A 17,901-nucleotide genomic window follows, 5' to 3' on the forward strand; every position below is an offset into this window, starting at 1 on the left:
TGAATATCCAGCTTCTCGTCACCCTTGCGATCTTCGCCCCGCTCCTGGGCGCGACCATCGTCGGCCTCAGCGGCCGTCGTCTGGGCAATGTCGTTTCGCAGTCCATCACCACGGGCCTGCTGTTCTTCGCCTGCGCCATTTCGTGGATCGTGTTCAGCCAGTGGACCTGGGGCGGCCTGGAGCCGTTCCTGATCACCCTGGCGCCGTTCATCCACGTCGGCGACTTCATCTCCAACTGGTCGATCCGCATCGATGCCCTGTCGGCCACCATGCTGGTGGTCGTGACCAGCGTGTCGTCGCTGGTTCACCTCTACAGCTGGGGCTACATGTCCGAGGATCCGGACAAGCCCCGGTTCTTCGCCTACCTGTCGCTGTTCACCTTCGCCATGCTGGCGCTGGTGACCGCCGGTGACTTCATGCAGCTGTTCTTCGGCTGGGAAGGCGTGGGGCTGGCGTCCTATCTGCTGATCGGCTTCTGGTACAAGAAGCCCACCGCCAGCGCCGCCGCCATCAAGGCCTTCGTGGTCAACCGCGTGGGCGACTTCGGCTTCGCGCTCGGCATCTTCACCGTCTTCTGGATGTTCGGCACGATCCAGTTCGCCGAGCTGTTCCCGATGATCGCCTCCAAGGCGGGCACGGGCTGGGAGTTCCTGGGCCATACCTGGTCGGCGCTCGATCTGGCGGCCTTCCTGCTGTTCATCGGCGCGATGGGCAAATCGGCCCAGTTCTTCCTGCACACCTGGCTGCCGGACGCCATGGAGGGCCCGACCCCCGTGTCGGCCCTGATCCACGCGGCCACCATGGTCACCGCGGGCGTCTATATGGTCTGCCTGCTGTCGCCGATCTTCGAGTACGCGCCCGGCGCCTCGGCCATCGTCGCCACCATCGGCGCGGTGACGGCCCTGTTCGCCGCGACCGTCGGTCTGGCCCAGAACGACATCAAGCGGGTCATCGCCTATTCGACCTGTTCGCAGCTCGGCTACATGTTCTTCGCCGCGGGCGTGGGCGCCTATGAGGCGGCCATGTTCCACCTGTTCACCCACGCCTTCTTCAAGGCGCTGCTGTTCCTGGGCGCCGGTTCGGTGATCGCCGGCATGCATCACGAGCAGGACATGCGGAAGATGGGCGGCCTGTGGAAGCTGCTGCCGATCACCTATGCGGTCATGACCATCGGCACCATCGCCATCACCGGTCTGGGCATCCCCGGCATCGGCGGTCTTGCGGGCTTCTATTCGAAGGATGCGATCATCGAGAGCGCCTTCGCCGCCGCGTCGTCGGGCCATTCGCCCATCGGCCTGTTCGCCTTCTTCGTCGGCATCCTCGCCGCCGGTCTGACCGCCTACTATTCGTGGCGTCTGGTGTTCATGACCTTCCACAACAAGCCGGTGTGGAAGGAAGAGGCCCACGAAGATCACGCGCACGCCCCTGACGACCACGCCTCGCACGCCCAGCTGGAGACCCACTCCGAGCCGGTCGCCGACGCGCACCATGACGATCACGCGCATGATGACCACGCTCACCATGGCCCGCTGAAGCCGCACGAGAGCCCGTGGATCATGCTGGTTCCGCTGATCCTCCTGTCGCTCGGCGCGATCTTCGCCGGCGTGGTCTTCGCGCCCTATTTCATCGGCCATCACGAGGGCGAGTTCTGGAAGGCCGCGATCTTCTCGGGCCCGCACAACCACGTGCTCCACGAGTCCCACTCGGTTCCGACCTGGGTGAAGTGGTCGCCGCTGGTGATGACCCTGATCGGCACCTTCGCCGCCTTCTGGCTCTATGTCCTCAAGGAGGGCATGGCGCGCCGGATGGCCGACCGCGGGGGCGTCATCCACGGCTTCCTGTACAACAAGTGGTACGTCGACGAGGTCTACGACTTCATCTTCGTCAAGGGCGCCAAGGCGCTGGGCGACTTCTTCTGGAAGATCGGTGACGTGAAGATCATCGACGGCGGCGGACCCAACGGCTTCGCCTGGCTGTCCCGCAAGTTCGCCGGCGGGCTTGCCCGCTTCCAGTCCGGCTATGTCTATTTCTATGCGTTCGTGATGCTCATCGGTCTCTGCCTCTTCCTCGCGTTCGCCCTTACTGCGTGGGGAGCCTGATCTTGCCCCAGATCCCCTTCATCCTGAGCATCGTCACCTTCCTGCCGCTGGTCGGCGCGGGCGTGCTGTTGCTGACCCGTCTGCTGACCAAGGGGTCGGTGGACAGCGCCGCGCGCTGGATCGCGCTGGCGACCACCCTGGTCACGCTGGCGGTTTCGGCCGTGCTGGTCGCGACCTTCAATCCCGCCAGCCCCGGCTATCAGTTCGTGGAGCAGGTCAACTGGTTCGCGGGCGCGCAGTATCATCTGGGCGTCGACGGGATTTCGATCCTGTTCGTTTTGCTGACGGCCTTCCTGCTGCCGATCTGCATCCTGGCCAGCTGGAGTTCGATCAAGGAGCGCGTCAGCGACTACATGATCGCCTTCCTGGTGCTGGAGACGCTGGTCATCGGGGTGTTCACCTCGCTGGACCTGTTCCTGTTCTACATCTTCTTCGAGGGCACCCTCGTCCCGATGTTCATCATCATCGGGGTGTGGGGCGGTCAGAACCGGATTTACGCGGCCTACAAATTCTTCCTCTACACCCTGCTGGGGTCGGTGCTGATGCTGCTGGCCATGCTGTGGATGGCGCACACCGCCGGCACCACCAGCATTCCGGAACTGAAGCAATACGCCTTCTCGCCGGCGGCCCAGCCCTTGCTTTGGCTGGCCTTCTTCGCCTCGTTCGCGGTGAAGATGCCGATGTGGCCGGTGCACACCTGGCTGCCCGACGCCCACGTCCAGGCGCCCACGGCGGGGTCGGTCATCCTGGCCGGCATCCTGCTGAAGCTCGGCGGCTACGGCTTCATCCTGTTCAACCTGCCGATGTTCCCGCTGGCGTCGCAGATGTTCGCGCCGCTGGTCTGGACCCTGTCGGCCATCGCCATCGTCTACACCTCGCTGGTCGCCTTCCGTCAGACCGACATCAAGAAGCTGATCGCCTATTCGTCGGTCGCGCACATGGGCTTCGTGACCATGGGCATCTTCGCCGGCAATGATCAGGGCGTGCAGGGCGCGGTCTTCCAGATGCTGAGCCACGGCCTGATCTCGGGCGCGCTCTTCCTCTGTGTGGGCGTGGTCTACGACCGCATGCACACCCGCGAGATCGCCTTCTACGGCGGCCTGACGGCCCGCATGCCGTGGTTCGCCGCCATCTTCCTGATGTTCACCATGGCCAACGTCGGCCTGCCGGGGACCTCGGGCTTCATCGGCGAGATCCTGACGATGACCGGCATCTACCAGGTCTCGACCTGGACGGCGCTGTTCGCCGCCTCGGGCGTGATCTTCTCGGCGGTCTATGCCCTGACGCTGTATCGCAACGTCATGTTCGGCGAGATCACCAATCCGAAGCTCAAGGACATCGCGGACATCGACAGGCGCGAACTGCTGATCTTCGTCCCGCTGATCGTCGGCACCCTGCTGCTGGGCGTCCAGCCCGGGCTGGTGCTGGACTATACGAACGCGTCCGTTCACGCCCTGACGTCCGCCTATCAACTTGCGATCGGTGGCTGAGACCATGATGCCTGATCTGATTTCCGCCCTTCACACCTCGGCTCCCGAGATCACGCTCGCCGTCGGCGGCCTTGTGCTGCTGATGATCGGCGCCTTCTCGGGCGAGAAGAGCGCGCCCGTGGTGTCGGGACTGTCGGTCCTGCTGCTGATCGCCGCCACCGCGGTGGCCGTGACCGGCCCGCTGGGGCAGGCCTTCAACGGCGCCTATGTGGCCGATCCGCTGGCCGTCTACGGCAAGGCGCTGATCTTCCTGTCCAGCGCGGTGGCCATCATCCTCGGCAACGGCTGGATGCATCGCGCCAAGATCGCCCGGTTCGAATATCCGGTCCTGATCGTGCTGGCCTCGGCCGGGATGGGCATGATGGCGTCGTCGGGCGACCTGATCAGCCTGTACGTCGGCATCGAGCTGCATTCCCTGGCCCTCTATGTGCTGGCCGCCTTCCACCGCGATGACCTGAAGGCGTCGGAAGCGGGCCTGAAGTATTTCGTGCTGGGCGCGCTTTCGTCGGGCCTGCTGCTGTACGGCGCCAGCCTGATCTACGGCTTCTCCGGTTCGATGCGCTTCGAGGACATCGCCGCCTATGCCGCCGGAAACCCGTCGACGGGTCTGGTCTTCGGTCTGGTCTTCCTGATCTCGGGTCTGGCCTTCAAGGTCTCGGCCGCGCCGTTCCACATGTGGACGCCGGACGTCTATGAGGGCGCGCCGACCCCGGTCGTGGCCCTGTTCGCCTCGGCCCCCAAGGTCGCGGCCATGGTCCTGATCGCCCGCACGCTGGAGGGCGCCTTCGCCGGCTCGCACGACCAGTGGGCGCAGGTGCTGATCCTGATCTCGCTGATCAGCTTCGCCGTCGGCGCGTTCGGCGGTCTGGTGCAGAAGGACATCCAGCGCCTGCTGGCCTATTCGTCGATCGCCAACATCGGCTACGCCCTGCTGGGCATCGCCGCGGGGACGACGCTGGGCGTGCAGGCCATGCTGATGTTCATGACCCTGTATGTGATCGACCAGTTCGGCTTCTTCGGCATCCTGCTGTCGCTGAGCCGCAACGGGCGTCCGATCCGCAAGGTCGCCGATCTGGCGGGCCTGCGGAAGGAGCGTCCGCTGACCACCGTCGCCCTGACCATCCTGTCGCTGTCGGTGCTGGGCATGCCGCCGCTGTCGGGCTTCTGGGCCAAATACTACGTCTTCGGCGCCGCCGCCGACGCGGGCTACTGGATGGCCGGCGCCGCCGGTCTGGTCGCCTCGGTCGTGGCGGGCTTCTACTATCTGCGGATCATCAAGGTGATGTGGTTCGACCCGGCCCCGGAAGGGACCGCGCCGACCGACGCCTCGCCGCTGGAGGCCAAGACGGTGGCCCTGGCCTGCGCCGCGTTCAGCTTCCCGCTGGTCATCGTGGCCCTGCCGCTGCTCGCTCCGCTGGCCGCGCGCGCCGCGACGGGCTTCGGGGTAGGCTGACGGTGGCTCCGGCCCCCGTCCTGTTGCTCGACCAGACGGATTCCACGAACGCGGAGGCCCGGCGACGGGCCGAGGCCGGCGAGGTCGGTCCGCTGTGGATCGCCGCCCGCCGTCAGACCGCCGGGCGCGGTCGACGGGGCAGGGCGTGGGAGAGCGCCGACACGGGCAACCTGTTCACCACCCTGCTGACCACCACCCGCAAACCGCCCGCGGAGGCGGCGCAGGTGACCTTCATCGCCGCCCTGGCGGTCGCGGACCTGCTGGACCGCTATGCGCCGCCGTCGGTCGTGACGATCAAATGGCCCAATGACGTGATGCTGGCCGGCCGCAAGGCGAGCGGCATCCTGGTCGAGTCCGGCGCGCATGAGACGGGCGGCCTGTGGCTGGCGGTCGGCATCGGCGTCAATCTGGCCGAGGCGCCGGCGGCCGCCGAGCGACCCGCCGCCGCCCTGTCCCACCATCTGTCGGCCGATCATATCGCCCCGCCCACGGTGGAGCGCGCGGCCGGGGAGCTGGCTGAAACCTTCGCAATCTGGATGGACCGGTGGGAGACGCTCGGCTTCCAGCCGGTGCTGGACGCCTGGGCGGCGCGGACGCCGGGACTGGACGGGCCCGCCGTGGCGCGACTGGGCCATGAGACGGTCGAGGGGCGGGCCGAGGGCGTGGCTCCGGATGGCGCATTGCGCCTGCGACTGGCGGACGGCAGCCTGCGCCTGATCTCGGCGGGCGACGTGTTCTTCGGGCCCGAGTTGCAGGGAGGGGCGGGCTGATGCTGCTGGCGATCGAGCAGGGCAACACCAACACGCTGTTCGCGGTCCACGACGGATCGGAATGGGTCGCGCAATGGCGCGCCTCGACGGACTCCCAGCGCACGGCGGATGAATACGCCGTCTGGCTGGCGCAACTGCTGGCCACGCGCGGGCTGAAGCTGGGCGACCTGACCGGGTGCATCATCTCCAGCGTGGTGCCCCAGTCGATCTTCAACCTGCGGAACCTGTCGCGTCGTTACCTGTCGGCCGAGCCGCTGGTGATCGGCGAGAATGTCGAGCTGGGCATCGAGGTGCGCATCCTGAAGCCGAGCGAGGCGGGGGCGGACCGGCTGGTCAACGCCATCGGCGCGCATCTGCTGTACCCCGGCGACCTGATCGTCATCGACAGCGGCACGGCCACGACCTTTGACGTGATCGCCGCAGACGGGGCGTTCGAGGGCGGCATTATCGCCCCGGGCGTGAATCTGAGTTTGCAGGCCCTGCACGAGGCCGCCGCAATGTTGCCCCGCATCGCCATCCAGAAGCCGGACAAGGTGATCGGCAAGGACACCGTCTCGAACATGCAATCCGGCGTGTTCTGGGGCTATATCGCCCTGATCGAAGGGCTCGTCGCCCGCATCAAGGCCGAGTGGGGCAAGCCCATGACCGTCATCGGTACGGGGGGCGTGGCCTCCCTGTTCGAAGGCGCCACCGACAGCATTGACCGGTTTGATCCGGACCTGACCATCCGCGGCCTGCTCGAAATCTGGCGGCGGAATACCCACATCAAGGACACATGAAAAAACACACTGACGACGAACTCATCTTCCTGCCGCTCGGCGGGTCGGGCGAGATCGGAATGAACCTGAACCTCTACGGCTACGGCCCCGAGCGCGATCGCCAGTGGCTGGTCGTGGACGTGGGCGTGACCTTCGGCGACCTGTCGACGCCGGGCGTGGACGTGATCGTGCCGGATCCCGCCTTCCTCGAGGGTGAGAAGATTCGCGGCATCGTGCTGACCCACGCGCACGAGGACCACATCGGGGCGCTGGGCTGGCTCTGGACGCGCATGAAGGCGCCGCTCTACGCCACGCCGTTCACCGCCTATCTGATCCGCGAGAAATTGCGCGAAGCGGGCATTCTGGATCAGGTCCAGCTGATCGAGGTGCCGCTGGGCGGCACGATCGACCTGGGGCCGTTCCAGGTGACCATGGTCACCATGACCCACTCCATCGCCGAGCCGAACGGCCTGGCGATAAAGACGCCCCTGGGCACCATCCTGCACACCGGCGACTGGAAGATCGACGACGATCCCGTCATCGGCGGCGTCACCGACGCCGACGCCATCACCAAATTGGGTGACGAGGGCCTGCTGGCCATGGTCTGCGATTCCACCAACGTCTTCGTCGAAGGCTCGGCGGGGTCGGAAGGCGGCGTGCGCGAAGCCCTGTCGGAGCTGATCAGCGGCCTGAAAGGCCGGATCGCGGTCGGCTGTTTCGCCTCGAACGTCGCGCGCATGGACAGCGTGATCCGCGCCGCGGAAGCCGCCGGGCGTCGCGTCTCGCTGGCGGGCCGTTCGATGCATCGCATCACCGCCGCGGCCAAGCACGTCGGCATGCTGCACGACATCAAGCCCTTCCTGAGCGAACAGGAAGCCCGCGTCTGGCCCGCCGACGAGATCCTGTATCTCTGCACCGGCAGCCAGGGCGAGGTTCGCGCCGCCCTGTCACGGGTGGCCGAGGGCACCCACCCCTATGTGCAGCTGAGCAAGGGCGACCACTGCATCTTCTCGTCGCGGGTCATCCCGGGCAATGAGCTGTCGGTCGGGCGTCTGCAGGACAAGCTCGCGGACCGTGGCGTGCGCCTCTACACCGAGAAGGATCACCGCGGCATCCACGTCTCCGGCCACCCGTGCCGGGACGAGCTGAAGCAGATGTACGAATGGGCGCGGCCGAAGATCGCGGTGCCGACCCACGGGATGCGCCGCCACCTGGTCGAACACGCCAACCTGGCCAAGGACATGGGCGTGCCGGAAGCGATCACGCCCCGCAACGGCGACATGGTCCGTCTGGCCCCCGGCCCGGTGGCGATCATCGACGAGGTTCCGAGCGGCCGTCTGTATGTGGACGGCGGGCGTCTGGTCACCGAACAGGGCGAGGCGCTGCACGAGCGTCGTCACGCCTCGACCAACGGCGTGCTGATCGTCAGCTTCGCCATGGACAAGCGCGGCAAGATCGTCAGCGACATCGACGTGCGCGGCATCGGCCTGCCCGGCGACGAGGAAGCCCCGCTGGGCGACTCGCTCGACGATCTGGCGGAACGGGTCGAACAGGTGGTCGGCAAGCTGAAGGGCGAGGCCCTTCAGGACGAGATCGTCATCGAACAGGCCATCTCCCGCGCGCTGAAGAAGGCCAGTCAGCAGATCTGGGATCGCCGTCCCATCGTCGAGACGATCATCCTGCGTCTGTAGGGCTCGCCACGCCGCGGCGCGCTGCCGGACCATCCGGTGGCGCGCGCGCGGCGGCCGTTAAGGGCGCTTTGGTCGCGCAGGGGTTTGAACCCGAACGGCGCCTGCCTATAAGGAGCCGAATCCCCCGCCCAAGGTCTGCCCATGCCCGACGTTCCGTCCGAGTTCCGCTACAAACGCGTCCTGCTGAAGGTGTCGGGCGAGGTTCTGATGGGCGATCAGGGCTACGGCATCGACATGAACACCGTGGCGGAGGTGGCCAAGGCCATCGCCGAGGTGTCCCGCGAGGGCGTCGAAATCTGTCTGGTGATCGGCGGGGGCAATATCTTCCGTGGCCTGTCGAAGGCGGCGGGGGACATGGACCGGGCCTCGGCCGACTATATGGGCATGCTGGCGACCGTCATGAACGCCCTGGCCATGCAGGCGGCGCTGGAGAAGATCGGGGTGCAGACCCGGGTCCAGAGCGCCCTGACCATGAACGCCGTGGCCGAGCCCTATGTGCGCCGCCGCGCCCTTCGCCACCTTGAGAAGGGCCGTGTGGTCATCTTCGCCGCCGGCGTGGGCGCGCCCTTCTTCACGACCGACTCCGGCGCCGCCCTGCGCGCCGCCGAAATGGGCTGCGACGCCCTGATGAAGGGCACCAGCGTGGACGGCGTCTATACCGCCGACCCGAAGAAGGACGCCACGGCGACCCGCTATGACACCCTGACCTATCACGACGTGCTGGCCCGTGACCTGAAGGTCATGGATGCCTCGGCGGTCGCCTTGATGCGTGACTCGGGCATTCCGATCGTGGTCTTCTCGATCCGGGAAGTCGGCTCGTTCCGCAACGCCCTGACCGGTAAGGGTCACTTCACCGTCATCAGCGCCGACGGCAAGGCCGCCTGACACCCCTGCAAGAAGACGAGAGAAACGATCATGGCCAAGCCCGATCTCAAGACCTACCGCGACCGCATGGAAAAGGCGGTCGGCGCCCTGAAGGAAGATTTCAACGGCCTGCGCACCGGCCGCGCCCACGCGGGCCTGCTGGATCCGGTGCAGGTCGAGGCCTATGGCTCGACCTCGCCGCTGAACGCCGTCGCCGCCATCAGCGTGCCCGAGCCCCGCATGCTGTCGGTCAGCGTCTGGGACAAGAGCATGACGGTCGCGGTCGAAAAGGCCATCCGCTCCGCCGGTCTGGGCCTGAACCCGATCGTCGACGGCCAGATGCTGCGCATCCCGATCCCGCCGCTGACCGAAGAGCGCCGCAAGGAGTTCGTCAAGCTGGCGGGCAAGTACGCCGAGCAGCAGAAGATCGCCGTCCGCAACGTGCGCCGCGACGCCAATGACGACCTGAAGAAGGCCGAGAAGGCCGGCGAGATCAGCCAGGACGAGCAGAAGAAGATGGAAACCGAGGTCCAGAAGGACACCGATGCGGCCATCAAGCGCGTGGACGAAGCCTTGAAGACCAAGGAAGTTGAGATCATGCAGGTCTGACGGCGCAATGTGCCTTAGGATAACCGACGCATGAGCGCCGAACCCCTCCAGCCCGAGTTCCAAAGTCCGACGGTTCCCGGGCCGAGCCATGTCGCATTGATTATGGACGGCAACGGCCGCTGGGCCGAGGCGCGTGGTCTGCCGCGCGCCATGGGGCATCGGGAAGGGGTTCAGGCGCTGAAACGCACCATCCAGGCCGCGCCGAAGCTGGGCATCCGCTGCCTGACGGTGTTCGGCTTCTCGACGGAGAACTGGCAGCGTCCGGCCGATGAGGTCTCGGATCTGATGGGGCTGGTGCGCACCTATGTCGGCAGCGATCTGAAGCGGCTGGAGCGGGAGGGGGTGCGACTGCGCATCCTGGGCCGCCGCGAAGGCCTGCCGGCTGACATCGCCAGAATCGTGGACAAGGCCGAGTCCACGACCGCCCACAACGACAAATTCATCCTGCAGGTCGCGTTCAACTACGGCGGCCGGGCCGACCTCGTGGATGCGGCGCAGCGCTATGCGGACCGGGTGAGGGCGGGCGAGGCGGTCGCGCCGCTGGACGAGGCCGCCCTGGGCGCCGGTCTGTCGACCGCGGGCGGCCCGCCGGTGGACGTGATCGTACGCACTTCGGGCGAGCAAAGGCTGTCGAACTTCCTGCTGTGGGAAGCCGCCTATGCCGAGCTGATCTACCAGGACATTCTCTGGCCGGACTACGGCGAGGCCGCGCTGGCCGACGTGGTCGATCAGTTCCGCAACCGTGACCGGCGCTTCGGCGGACGGCCCGCCGTGTCGGTGGCGGTCTGATGGCGATCAAGGTCGGCGACATCGGCATCCGGGCGGCGTCGGCCGTGGTTCTGGCCCCGGCCGCGGTTCTGGCCATCTGGGCCGGAAGCTTCTGGTTCCTGGGCCTGATGCTGGCGGCCTGCGTGCTGCTCTCCATCGAATGGGCGATGATGAGCGCCTCGGGGGCCTGGCGACCGATGGCGGGCGCCGTCGGGCTGGGCCTGTTCGCGGCGGTGATCTCGGCCCACGTCGGCCAGCTGTCGCTGGCGCTGGTCATGCTGGTCTTCTGTGCGGCGAGCGCCGGGATGTTCGCGCGCAGTCGCGGGCAGCAGGCGCTGGATGCCGCCTACGGCGTGCTCTATCTCGGCTGGCCCGCGGTGCTGCTGATCTGGCTGAGGGGCGGGGACACCGCCGCCGGGACGCATATCGGCCTCTACTGGACCGTCTTCGCCTTCGCCGTGGCCTGGGCGTCCGACATCATGGCCTATCTGGCCGGCTCGATCTTCGGCGGGCCCAAGCTGTGGCCGCGCTTCTCGCCCAACAAGACCTGGTCCGGCTTCATCGGCGGGCTGGTGGCCGGGACGGCGGCGGGCGCGCTGCTGGCGACCTTCCTGGATATGGGCATCGGTCCGGTCTGGGGCGCCCTGCTGGGGCTGGGCGCGGCGCTGGCGACCATGGCCGGCGACCTGTGGGAATCGGCGCTGAAGCGGCGCTACGGCGTGAAGGACGCGGGCAATCTGATCCCGGGACACGGGGGGCTGCTGGATCGGGTGGACGGCCTGATGTTCGCGGTCGTGGTCGTCGCCTGTGGTCGCCTGATCGCCATCCTGCTCGGTCACGGCTGATGATCCGTCGCCGTGTCACTGTGCTGGGCTCGACCGGCTCGGTCGGCTGCTCGACCCTGGATCTGATGGATCAGGCGGAAGCGGGCGGGACGGGGGCCTTCGAGGTTCAGGCCCTGACTGGCGGAGCCAATATCGCCCGGCTGGCCGAACAGGCCCGACGCTGGAAACCCAAGGTCGCCGTCACCGCCGATCCGGCCCGCCTGGATGAGCTGCGCGACGCCCTGTCCGGAAGCGGCGTCGAGGCCGCCGCCGGCGAGGCGGCGATCACCGAGGCGGCCTCGCGGCCCACGGACTGGGTCATGGCCGCCATCGTCGGCGCGGCCGGCTTGAAGTCGGCCTGGGCGGCCGCCTCCACCGGCGCGACCCTGGCGCTGGCGAACAAGGAGAGCCTCGTCTGCTGCGGTCCGGCCCTGATCGAGCGAGTCAAGGCCTCGGGCGGGCGGTTGATCCCCGTCGATTCAGAGCATTCCGCCATCTTCCAGGTCTTCCCGCACGCGGCGCCGGAGCAGGTTTCGAAGCTGGTCCTGACGGCCTCGGGCGGCCCCTTCCGCACGACCCCCGCCGCACAGATGACGGGAATCACGCCCGAACAGGCCGTCGCCCACCCGAACTGGAGCATGGGCGCAAAGATTTCCGTGGACAGCGCCAGCATGGCGAACAAGGGCCTGGAGATGATCGAGGCGGCCTATCTGTTCGATATGCCTGCGGATCGGATCGACGTCGTGGTGCACCCTGAGTCGATCATTCACAGCCTGGTCGAGTACGTGGACGGCTCGACGCTGGCCCAGATGGGCCCGCCGGACATGAAGACGCCGATCGCCTGCGCCCTTGCGTGGCCTGACAGGATGGCCTGGCCCGCGCCGCGGCTGGACCTGGCCGCGCTGGGCCGGCTGACCTTCGAGGCGCCGGACGAGACGCGGTTCCCGATGCTGAAGCTGGCCCGCCAGTCCCTCAAGGCGGGAGGTGTGGCGCCCATCGTGTTCAACGCCGCAAACGAGGTCGCCGCCTTCGCATTTCTTGACCGCCGACTGGGCTTTCTCAATATTGCCGCAGTCGTCGCCGACACCTTGTCGCGCATGACGGCTTCGGGGGTGGATTCCGGTTCCTTTAACGCCTGCGACGCGGCTTTGGCCGTGGATGCGCAGGCGCGACGGGTGGCGGAAACCATCATTCGGGGTCTCGTGGCAGCGGCCTGAACGGCGGAGGATTCCTTTTCGGCATGACGGGCTTCATCGGCCAGGCGCTGCTCTACATCGTCCCGTTCCTGCTGGTGCTGACGTTCATCGTCACCATCCATGAACTGGGGCATTTCCTCGTCGCGCGCGCGTTCCGTGTGAAGATCGACCGCTTTTCCATCGGGTTCGGGCGCGCTCTGCTGAGCCGGACGGACAAGAAGGGGACCGAGTGGCGGCTGGGCTGGATCCCGCTGGGCGGCTACGTCAAGTTTTCGGGCGACGTGGACGCTTCCAGCGTGCCGGATCAGGCCGGTCTGGACGAGTTGAAGTCGCGGGTCGTCGCCGAGCACGGTCAGGCGGCCCTGCGCGACTATTTCCATTTCAAGCCGGTCTGGCAGCGCGCTTTGATCGTGGCGGCGGGCCCGGCGGCGAATTTCGTTCTGGCGCTGGTGCTGCTGACGGTGCTGTTCAGCGTCGTCGGCGAGCAGATCGTGGCGCCGCGGGTGGCCGTGGTCGCGCCGAACAGCCCGGCGGCGGCGGCGGGATTCCAGCCTCGCGACCTGATCACGGCCATCAATGGTCGCCCGGTCCGCGAAAGCGCCGAGGTGACGCGCACCATCGTGCTGTCGGCCGGGGATCCCCTGAGCTTCACCGTGGATCGCGCCGGCCGGCAGGTGACCCTGGTCGCCACGCCGGTTCGACAGATGGAGGATGACGCCATCGCCGGCCGGATGCGGGTCGCCCGCGTGGGCCTGGGGCTCGCGCCGCTGCGCGAGGACTATCAGTTTCGCCGCCTGAACCCCGTTGAGGCGGTCGGCAAGGGCGGGGACACCATGGTGTCAGTCGTCGGCACGACCTTCCGCTACATCGGCCGCATCTTCGTGGGCAAGGAGTCCGGCGATCTGCTGAACGGTCCGCTCGGGATCGCCAAGGCCGCCGGCGGCGTGACCAAGCAGGCCGCGTCCTACGACGCGCCGCCCGCGATTCTCGCCCTGAACGTCATTCTGATGCTGGTGCAGTTCGCCGCCATAGTTTCGATCGGAATGGGTATTGTAAATCTGTTGCCGATTCCTGTTCTGGATGGGGGCCATCTGGTGTTCTACGGCTATGAGGCTGTGGCGCGCAGGCCAGTCCCCGCCCGTGTTCAGGAGGTCGGCTACAGGGTCGGTCTTGCTTTGCTGGCTGGATTGATGTTGTTCGCAACCTGGAACGACCTCCAGAAATTGAGTTTGTTCAAATTCCTCGGCGGGCTCGCATGACGAGCCGACGCCAGCCCCCGATGGTTTCCCGCATGATTCAAAAAGACGCGCCCGCTCTCCGTTTCGCCCGCGCAGCGAGTCCCAGCCTGTTTGTGCTGGCCGTCGCGGCCGGTCTCGCCGGTCCGGCGTTCGCCCAGACCGCGCCCGTTGCGCCGCCCTCGCCCGCTGTCGAGGCCGGTGCGCCGATCGCCACCGCGCCGCAGGCCCAGGCCGCGCCGGCCGCGCCGGAGCGGGTGCAGGTCGCCCGCATCCTGGTGCGGGGCAACCAGCGCATCGATCAGACCACGGTCCTGTCCTATCTGCCGATCCAGCCGGGCGACGTCGTCGATGCCTCCGTGCTGGACGTCGCGGTCCGCACCCTGACGCGCACACAGCTGTTCGCCGACGTCCAACTGGGCGTGCAGCCGAACGGCGATCTGGTCGTCGAGATCGTCGAAAACCCGATCATCAACCAGGTGGTCTTCGAGGGTAACAGCGCGATCGGCGAGACGAAGCTGACCGAGGAAGTCACCCTGAAGCCGCGCGGCATCTACACCCGCGCCCGCATCCAGGAAGACGTGGGCAAGATCGTCGAGCTGTACCGCCTGTCGGGCCGTATCGGTGCGACCGTCACGCCGAAGATCGTTCAGCTGGAACAGAACCGCGTGGACGTGGTGTTCGAGATCAACGAAGGCGCCGAAACCGGCGTGCGCGCGATCACCTTCCTGGGCAACTCGGCCTTCTCGGACAATGATCTGCGTGAGGTGATGGTCACCAAGCAGTCGCAGTGGTGGCGGCTGTTCACGACCAACGACAACTACGATCCGAACCGGCTGGATTACGACCGCGAGCAGCTGCGGAAATTCTATACGAACCGCGGCTACTATGACTTCCGCGTGCTGTCGGGCATCTCGGAACTGACCCCGGACGATGCGAGCTTCGGCATCACGATGACGGTGGACGAGGGCGACCGGTACAATTTCGGCAAGGTCGAGATCGTCACCGAGAATGATCGTCTGAACCCCGACTTCCTGCGCCAGCTGCTGCCGATCCGTGAGGGCGACCTCTACGAAAGCGACAAGATCGAATCCGCCGTGGACGCCCTGACGTTCGCCGCCGGTTCGGCCGGCTACGCCTTCGTCGAGATCGAGCCGCAGTACCGGGCCAATCCGGAAACCGACACCGTCGACGTCACCTTCAACATCAAGGAAGGCCAGCGCGTTTACGTCGACCGGATCAACGTGGTCGGGAACACGCGGACGCTCGACAACGTCATCCGCCGCGAAATGATGCTGAGCGAGGGCGACGCCTTCAACCGGACCCTGCTGGAGCGTTCGCGCAATAACCTGCGCGGGCTGGGCTTCTTCAAGGACGTCACCGTCGAGGAAGCGCGCGGATCGGCGCCCGACCGCTCGGTCGTCAACGTGACCGTCACCGAACAGCCCACCGGCGAACTGTCGGTCGGCGCGGGCTTCAGCTCGGTCGACTCGTTCGTGCTGAACCTGGGCATCACCGAGCGCAACTTCCGTGGTCGCGGCCAGAACGTGGTCGCCCGTCTGGAATGGGGCTCGCTGCGTCAGCAGATCGACTTCCGTTTCACGGAGCCGAAATTCCTCGGGCGTGACCTCCGCGCGGGCTTCGACGCCTTCCACTCGCGCTACGACCTCAGCGAATATTCGTCGTATGACTACCGCTCGACCGGCGGCGGCGTGCGCCTGTCCTACCCGCTGAACGGCTACACCCTGCTCAGCACCCGCTACTTCCTGAAGAGCGACGAGATCATCGTTCCGACGAACTATTGCGCGACGAACGGCTCGGGCTCGAACGCGCTGTGCGATCAGGTCGGTTCGTTCCTCAACTCCTCGGCGGGCTATACCCTGCTGGTGGATCGCCGGAACGATCCGGTGCGCCCGACCCGCGGCTGGACCGGCTCGCTGCGTCAGGACTTCGCCGGCATCGGCGGCGACGTGAACTATGTGAAGACCGAAGCCGACGTCTCCGCCTATTGGGGCATCTCGCCCCAATGGATCGTCACGGCCACCGCGCAGACCGGTTATGTCAGCGGCTGGGGCGGCGATCCGGTGCGGATCAACGACCGCTTCTTCAAGGGTGGCAATAGCTTCCGCGGGTTTGAAACCGCCGGCATCGGTCCCCGGGATCTGACCACGACCGACGCGCTGGGCGGCAATTTCTACGCCATCGGCACCCTGGAACTGACCGTGCCCAACTACCTGCCGGAAGAGTACGGCATCCGGACCTCGCTGTTCACCGACGTGGGCACGCTGGGTGTTCTGGATAACCGCTACACCGTCACGTCGACGGGGACGCCTGACAGCAACATCGTGGATGATCTGGAACTGCGGGCCTCGGCCGGCGTCAGCATCCACTGGCGTTCGCCGATGGGTCCGATCCGCTTCGACATCAGTAAGGTCCTCGGCAAAGAAGACTACGACAAGACCGAGTCCTTCCGCTTCTCGACGTCTACCCAATTCTAACCGCGGGACGTCGTCCCGCTCCAAAGGCCTGACCATGAAATTGATCGCTCTCGGCGCGTTCGCTCTCGCCACCCTCGTCGCCGGCGCCGCGTCCGCCCAGACCCCGCAAATCACGCACGGCGCCCCGATCACCGGCGTTTGCGTCCTCAACCTGGAAGGCGTCCTGCGCGCCTCGACCGCCGGCCAGGGCGTCGCCACCCGCATCCAGGCCCTGCAGCAGGAAGTGGAAGCCGAACTGGCGCCCTACCTGACGACGATCCAGACGGAAGACGCCGCCCTGACCCAGGCCGGCGCCTCGCTGCCGGCCGACCAGCGCCAGGCGCGCACCCAGGCCCTGCAAGCCCGCTTCCAGGAGTATCAACAGCTGGGCCAGACCCGCGAGCGCGAGATGCAGTACACCGGCCAGGTGCAACAGCGCGCCCTGTTCGCCGCTGCTGATCCGATCATCTCGTCGGTCTATCAGGCCCGCGGTTGCAGCATCCTGCTGGAGCGTGGCGGCGTCTACATCGCCAACCCGGCGATGGACGTCAGCGAAGCCGTTCTGCAGGCGCTGAACACCCAGGCTCCGTCGCTGCCGAACTTCAACCGCATGGCGGTTCCGGCCCAGCCGCAGCAATAGGCCTTTACTGAACGATGCCTGATCCGCGATTTTTCGAGAGCCTGCCGACGCTGGACGTCGCCGGGCTGGCTGAACGGATCGGGGCCGAAGTCTCGCGCGGCGGGGATCGAAAGATCTCCGCCGTTGCGCCTTTGGGCGCCGCCGGTCCGACCGAGGTCGCCTTTCTGGGCGATCGCAAATTCGCCGAACAGCTGAAGACGACCGGGGCGGGCTGCGTGATCGTGCCCGCGTCCGCAGTCGACAGCGCGCCCGCGAGCGCCGCCGTTCTGGTGTCTCCGACACCGCAGGCCAGCTGGGCCGCCGCCTCCCTGCTGTTCCACCGCCCGTGGATGCTGGACGCCGCCGAGGACCGCGCCGCGGTCGTGGAGGATGACAGCGTGCGGCTTGCCCCCGGCGTCGTGCTGGGCCAGGGCGCGCGTATCGGTCGGGGCACGCGGGTCGGCGCCAATACGGTGATCGGGCCGGGCGTGCAGATCGGCCGCGACTGTCAGATCGGCGCCAACGTCACCATCGGGTTTGCCCTCATGGGCGATCGCGTGACGATCTATTCCGGCGTCTGCATCGGCGAGCCGGGCTTCGGCGCCGCCGGATCGCGCACCGGACCGGTCGATGTGCCCCAGCTGGGACGCGTCATCATTCAGGACAATGTCACCATCGGCGCGAATACCTGCATCGACCGGGGCGCCTATGATGACACCGTCATCGGTGAGAACACCAAGATCGATAATCTGGTCATGATCGCCCACAACTGCGTCATCGGCCGCAACTGTCTGATCGCCGCCCACACGGGCATTTCCGGCTCGGTGAAGGTCGGCGACGGCGTCATCTTCGGCGGCAAGGCCGGGGTCGGCGATCACCTGACCATCGGCGACAATGCGCGGGTCGCGGGCGGCGCCGGTCTGCTGGCCAACATTCCGGCGGGCGAGACCTGGTCGGGTTATCCCGCGAAACCTATTCGACAATTCTTGCGCGAAACCGTTTGGGTGTCCAAACAGGCCTCGAAGAAAAAGGATGGCAGGGAGTAGGC

The 17,901-nt window shown here is 66.8% G+C and carries 15 protein-coding genes; all 15 read left to right on the plus strand.

Annotated elements, in window-relative coordinates; all coding sequences use genetic code 11:
• Positions 1-5: 5 nt before the first annotated feature.
• The 15 genes from nuoL to lpxD all read left to right on the plus strand — a co-directional run bounded on the left by nuoL (position 6) and on the right by lpxD (position 17,899).
• The gene (nuoL, locus tag ACW174_RS13055; RefSeq protein WP_492017279.1) at positions 6-2,099 is read left to right on the plus strand and encodes an NADH-quinone oxidoreductase subunit L; all 2,094 of its coding nucleotides are present in this window, start codon (positions 6-8) and stop codon (positions 2,097-2,099) included.
• Between the two features lie 11 nt (positions 2,100-2,110).
• On the plus strand, positions 2,111-3,589 hold the full coding sequence (locus tag ACW174_RS13060; RefSeq protein WP_492017280.1) for an NADH-quinone oxidoreductase subunit M: 1,479 nt from the start codon (positions 2,111-2,113) through the stop codon (positions 3,587-3,589).
• Positions 3,590-3,596: 7 nt separating this feature from the next.
• Positions 3,597-5,042 carry an NADH-quinone oxidoreductase subunit NuoN gene (gene nuoN / locus ACW174_RS13065; protein WP_492014877.1) on the plus strand — a complete coding sequence of 482 codons (1,446 nt, stop codon included), beginning with the start codon at positions 3,597-3,599 and terminating at the stop codon, positions 5,040-5,042.
• Between the two features lie 2 nt (positions 5,043-5,044).
• Complete coding sequence (locus ACW174_RS13070) at positions 5,045-5,812, plus strand: biotin--[acetyl-CoA-carboxylase] ligase (RefSeq protein WP_492014878.1); 768 nt, start codon at positions 5,045-5,047, stop codon at positions 5,810-5,812.
• A complete protein-coding gene (locus ACW174_RS13075) occupies positions 5,809-6,591 on the plus strand; it encodes a type III pantothenate kinase (protein WP_492017281.1) in 783 nt (260 codons plus the stop codon). The genes ACW174_RS13070 and ACW174_RS13075 overlap by 4 nt, the downstream gene beginning before the upstream one ends.
• Positions 6,588-8,261, plus strand: a complete 1,674-nt coding sequence (locus ACW174_RS13080; protein WP_492014879.1) for a ribonuclease J — start codon at positions 6,588-6,590, stop codon at positions 8,259-8,261. The genes ACW174_RS13075 and ACW174_RS13080 overlap by 4 nt, the downstream gene beginning before the upstream one ends.
• 141 nt (positions 8,262-8,402) lie before the next feature.
• Entirely contained in the window at positions 8,403-9,146 is a 744-nt protein-coding gene (pyrH, locus tag ACW174_RS13085) for a UMP kinase (protein WP_492014880.1), read from the plus strand.
• A gap of 30 nt (positions 9,147-9,176) precedes the next feature.
• Complete coding sequence (gene frr / locus ACW174_RS13090; RefSeq protein WP_492014881.1) at positions 9,177-9,734, plus strand: ribosome recycling factor; 558 nt, start codon at positions 9,177-9,179, stop codon at positions 9,732-9,734.
• A gap of 30 nt (positions 9,735-9,764) precedes the next feature.
• On the plus strand, positions 9,765-10,523 hold the full coding sequence (uppS, locus tag ACW174_RS13095) for a polyprenyl diphosphate synthase (protein WP_492014882.1): 759 nt from the start codon (positions 9,765-9,767) through the stop codon (positions 10,521-10,523).
• On the plus strand, positions 10,523-11,347 hold the full coding sequence (locus ACW174_RS13100; RefSeq protein ID WP_492014883.1) for a phosphatidate cytidylyltransferase: 825 nt from the start codon (positions 10,523-10,525) through the stop codon (positions 11,345-11,347). The genes uppS and ACW174_RS13100 overlap by 1 nt, the downstream gene beginning before the upstream one ends.
• Complete coding sequence (dxr, locus tag ACW174_RS13105) at positions 11,347-12,543, plus strand: 1-deoxy-D-xylulose-5-phosphate reductoisomerase (protein WP_492014884.1); 1,197 nt, start codon at positions 11,347-11,349, stop codon at positions 12,541-12,543. Before ACW174_RS13100 ends, dxr begins: the two co-directional genes overlap by 1 nt.
• A gap of 23 nt (positions 12,544-12,566) precedes the next feature.
• The gene (locus ACW174_RS13110) at positions 12,567-13,781 is read left to right on the plus strand and encodes a M50 family metallopeptidase (RefSeq protein WP_492014885.1); all 1,215 of its coding nucleotides are present in this window, start codon (positions 12,567-12,569) and stop codon (positions 13,779-13,781) included.
• Positions 13,782-13,813: 32 nt separating this feature from the next.
• The gene (gene bamA, locus ACW174_RS13115; RefSeq protein ID WP_492014886.1) at positions 13,814-16,255 is read left to right on the plus strand and encodes an outer membrane protein assembly factor BamA; all 2,442 of its coding nucleotides are present in this window, start codon (positions 13,814-13,816) and stop codon (positions 16,253-16,255) included.
• Between the two features lie 34 nt (positions 16,256-16,289).
• Positions 16,290-16,874, plus strand: coding sequence for an OmpH/Skp family outer membrane protein (locus ACW174_RS13120; RefSeq protein ID WP_492014887.1), 585 nt, complete (start codon positions 16,290-16,292; stop codon positions 16,872-16,874).
• A 14-nt stretch (positions 16,875-16,888) separates the two neighbouring features.
• Entirely contained in the window at positions 16,889-17,899 is a 1,011-nt protein-coding gene (gene lpxD / locus ACW174_RS13125) for a UDP-3-O-(3-hydroxymyristoyl)glucosamine N-acyltransferase (RefSeq protein WP_492014888.1), read from the plus strand.
• Positions 17,900-17,901 lie beyond the last annotated feature (2 nt).

This window comes from Brevundimonas sp. AVps31 (genome assembly GCF_058681355.1).